We start from the raw sequence: 3,163 nt of genomic DNA on the forward strand, positions 1-3,163 counted from the left end.
CATCTCCTCATCGGCATGATCAGCGCTGCCACCAGGGGCCATCATCCCTCCCGCCGCCCCGGCCATCACCTCACCAGATCAACAAAACACACCGCGCTCGACATGGTACCGAGACCGTGGCGAGGGCGATATCAGATAGAGCGGACCAGACTTTACCGTCGAACTCCGCTTAGGGGCGCATCCGGTGGGAACGCGCTGCTATTCCAAGTCAGACAGCAAGGACGCGATCAGGGCATCCGGTGCCTTGAAGCGGCCACGCCTCAGTTCAGGAGGGACCACCGCCTCGACCGCTTCCAGTTTTTCGGACGGGTCCATGCGAAGATAGACCTCGGTCGTGCGGATGTCGGCGTGCCCCAGCCACAAGGACACCTTGCGGATGTCGCGGGTCGCCTGCAGCATCACGACTGCGCAGCCGTGCCGAAGCTGGTGCGGTGAGACGCGACGATCACGAAGCGATGCGCAACTCTCAGCGGCCTTGCCGACATGCTTGTCGAGCACATACTCAAAGCCGGCGCGGGTCATTGCATCGCCGTGGGCATTGACGAAGAGCTCCGGTACGCGGACTGCGCCCCGGACGCTCAACCAGGCACGAAGGTCTCGTGCAGTATCCTTCCAAAGCGGCAGGCAGCGTTCCTTGCGGCCCTTTCCTAGAACCGTCACGCTCGCGCCGTGGCGAAGCGACAGGTTCTCCGTCAGGACGCCGACCAGTTCTGAGACCCGCAAGCCTCCGGCGAAGCAGAGGTGCATCATTGCCCGATCACGGATTCCGGACCGCGTCGCGAGGTCGGGCGCGTTGAGGATCGCGCGGACCTCTTCCATCGCCAAATGACGGATGAGCTTCTGGTCATAGCGCTTGGTCGGGATTGCATGGACCCGGCCGATCTGCTCCAGGGCGGACGGCACCTTGTGCTCGAGGTATCGCATGAACGCCTTGATGGCGGCGAGCCGCACATTGCGCGTGGATACGCTGTTGCCGCGATCCCGTTCAATGTGCGCGAGGAATGCGACGATCATCGGCGCATCGAGGTCTTCGATCGTGAGCAGAGACGGACGAGTGCCGAGCTGTCTTGCTGCAAAGTTGAACAGCAGCTTGAAGCTGAACGCATATGTCTCACAGCTTTGTGGGCTATAACCTCGCTGCTGAGGCATATAGTCTCGCAGGAAGCCGGTGATGAGAGGGGCAAGCGCCGTCATGCAGCGTCCTCCCTGACCAAAGCTTCTGCCGCCGCGGCGATGTCGACCATCATTTCCGGCGTCGCCTGAAGATACCAGTAGGTAGTGTGGATACTGACATGGCCCAGGTATGTCGACAGGGCGACGAAGTGCCGAGCAACTTCGCCGCGCTCGGCGCCGCTCGCGACGAAGCGGATTGGGCCTTTGGTGCCTCAGATTGCCGGCAGCATCGAGAATCCGAGCGATCTCGTCCGCAGTATAGATGTAGGGAACCGGCCGATTGGTGACCCGCTTGATATCTGCGGGCGGTATTTCGTGACGAGGATCCTCCGCCTGCATGAAGCGAGCAAAGAGGATCACGTCCGCCAGGCGACGCGCCATGGCGTTTGGGCTTTTGGCAGCTGCGGGCAACCATGTGAGAACCGTTGCGGCACGAATGTGGCTCTCGCCGCGCTCCGCTGCAAAGCACGCGAACGCGAGAAGATGCCGTTCGGCGTCGTCAAGCTTGTAACCGAGCGCACGGCGCAGAGTAAGATAGCGGGTGACGTCAGCGCTCAGCATGGCAACCTCCCGCCCCACGGCTGTGCGATTTCGGACAGGAGGCCGATATCTACCTTGGCGTAGAGCGCGGTCGTCGATGGAGATCGGTGACGCAACACGGCTCCGACACCGGCAAGGCTTGCACCGCTACGCAGCATTGCGGTCGCCGCCGAGTGCCGCAACACATGCGCGCCGCGATGGATGCTTTCAATTCCTGCTCTGTCGAGCGCGCGACGTACAATACACTTCACGGCAATGCGGCTCAGCGGCCTGATCGGTGCGATATCTGTCAGGAACACCCGAGCCGTCGCAATGCGCGGCCTTGCCCGCTCGATATAAGCCAAGATGGCATCGCCGACGTCCTGTGGCAGCGGCAGCCATTCCTCGCGCCGGACCTTTCCGAGAAGAGTTATTCGGCCATTCTTCCAATCGATGTCACCGAAAGTGAGATTAGCGACTTCGCTCGCTCTGAGGCCCAACCGGGCCAGGAGCAGCATGACAGCGCGATCGCGCAAGCGGCTTTCGCCATCACATGTGGCAAGGAGACGCTCGATATCACTTTGTCCGAGGAAGCGCGGTGTCGTCGCTAGTTGCCAGTTCGCAAAGCTCGGAACCGCATGCTCCCGCCCGACAGGACATTGCCCCATTGCTACGAGATACTTGAGGTAGGCGCGCGTGGCGACGGTGATGCCCTGCGCCCGCCAGCGCCCGTGCGGCTTCGCTCGCTCAATCACGAAGTTGCGGATCGCGGCAGCCGTGTAAGCCGCTGGATCTGTGCCGAGCGATATAAATAGATCGATCAATGTCGGCTGGTAGGTGTTGAGCGTCGAGTCCTTGATGCCGCGTTGCTCCCGCATCCAGCGACCGAAGGCGGCCAGTGTCGGCCAAGTCTCCTCCAATGACGACGGCCGCTCTTGCACCAGAACGTTGCACTCGCGCAGATACCTGACGAACAGTGCGGCAGGGCCCTGTGGCGCACGGGCAGTCTTGCTACCCTGGAACACCGATGCAGATGCGCTCAAACCAGCGGCAAGTGTTTCGACGTCGAAGCCGGCGGCGCGCACCCAATCGCCCCACAGTGCTAAAAGGCGCACCACCTCAGCTATTGTCGGGGCCGCATAATTCCGCTGAACAAGCCAGTGCTTGAAGCCGTCGACATGTGGTTGCAGCCAATTGATCCGAACATCGACACTCCGGCGATGTCTGCGCTTTCGCTTTGTCACGCTGTTTTCCTCGATTTGATTGTTGGCGCCGGGGGAGTCCGGCGCGTCGAACAAATCGGAGGTTTCAAAGCCATTCCAGCGTAGGCTGGCTGCTTTTCCGGCCTCATCCCGTACGTTTTCTAAAAACGCATGCGCAACGCGTTTTGTTGGATCATGTGAGATGGTGGTCGGGGCGGCGGGAGGGATGATGGCCCTTGCGGCGGCGCTGATCATGCTGATGAGGAGCA

2 protein-coding genes are annotated in these 3,163 nt (G+C 61.4%); both read right to left on the reverse strand.

Annotated elements, in window-relative coordinates; genetic code table 11:
- Positions 1 to 198: 198 nt before the first annotated feature.
- Complete coding sequence (locus tag QN219_RS33565) at positions 199 to 1,194, reverse strand: tyrosine-type recombinase/integrase (protein WP_284004727.1); 996 nt, start codon at positions 1,192 to 1,194, stop codon at positions 199 to 201.
- A gap of 533 nt (positions 1,195 to 1,727) precedes the next feature.
- On the reverse strand, positions 1,728 to 2,936 hold the full coding sequence (locus QN219_RS33570) for a tyrosine-type recombinase/integrase (protein WP_284004726.1): 1,209 nt from the start codon (positions 2,934 to 2,936) through the stop codon (positions 1,728 to 1,730).
- Positions 2,937 to 3,163 lie beyond the last annotated feature (227 nt).

This window comes from Sinorhizobium sp. 8-89 (genome assembly GCF_030124325.1).
In the GTDB taxonomy this organism is placed as follows: Bacteria; Pseudomonadota; Alphaproteobacteria; order Rhizobiales; family Rhizobiaceae; genus Sinorhizobium.

Bases quoted from the DNA above. Each gene is read 5' to 3' on its own strand.
- QN219_RS33565 (WP_284004727.1), bottom strand. From the start codon at position 1,194: ATGACGGCGCTTGCCCCTCTCATCACCGGCTTCCTGCGAGACTATATG.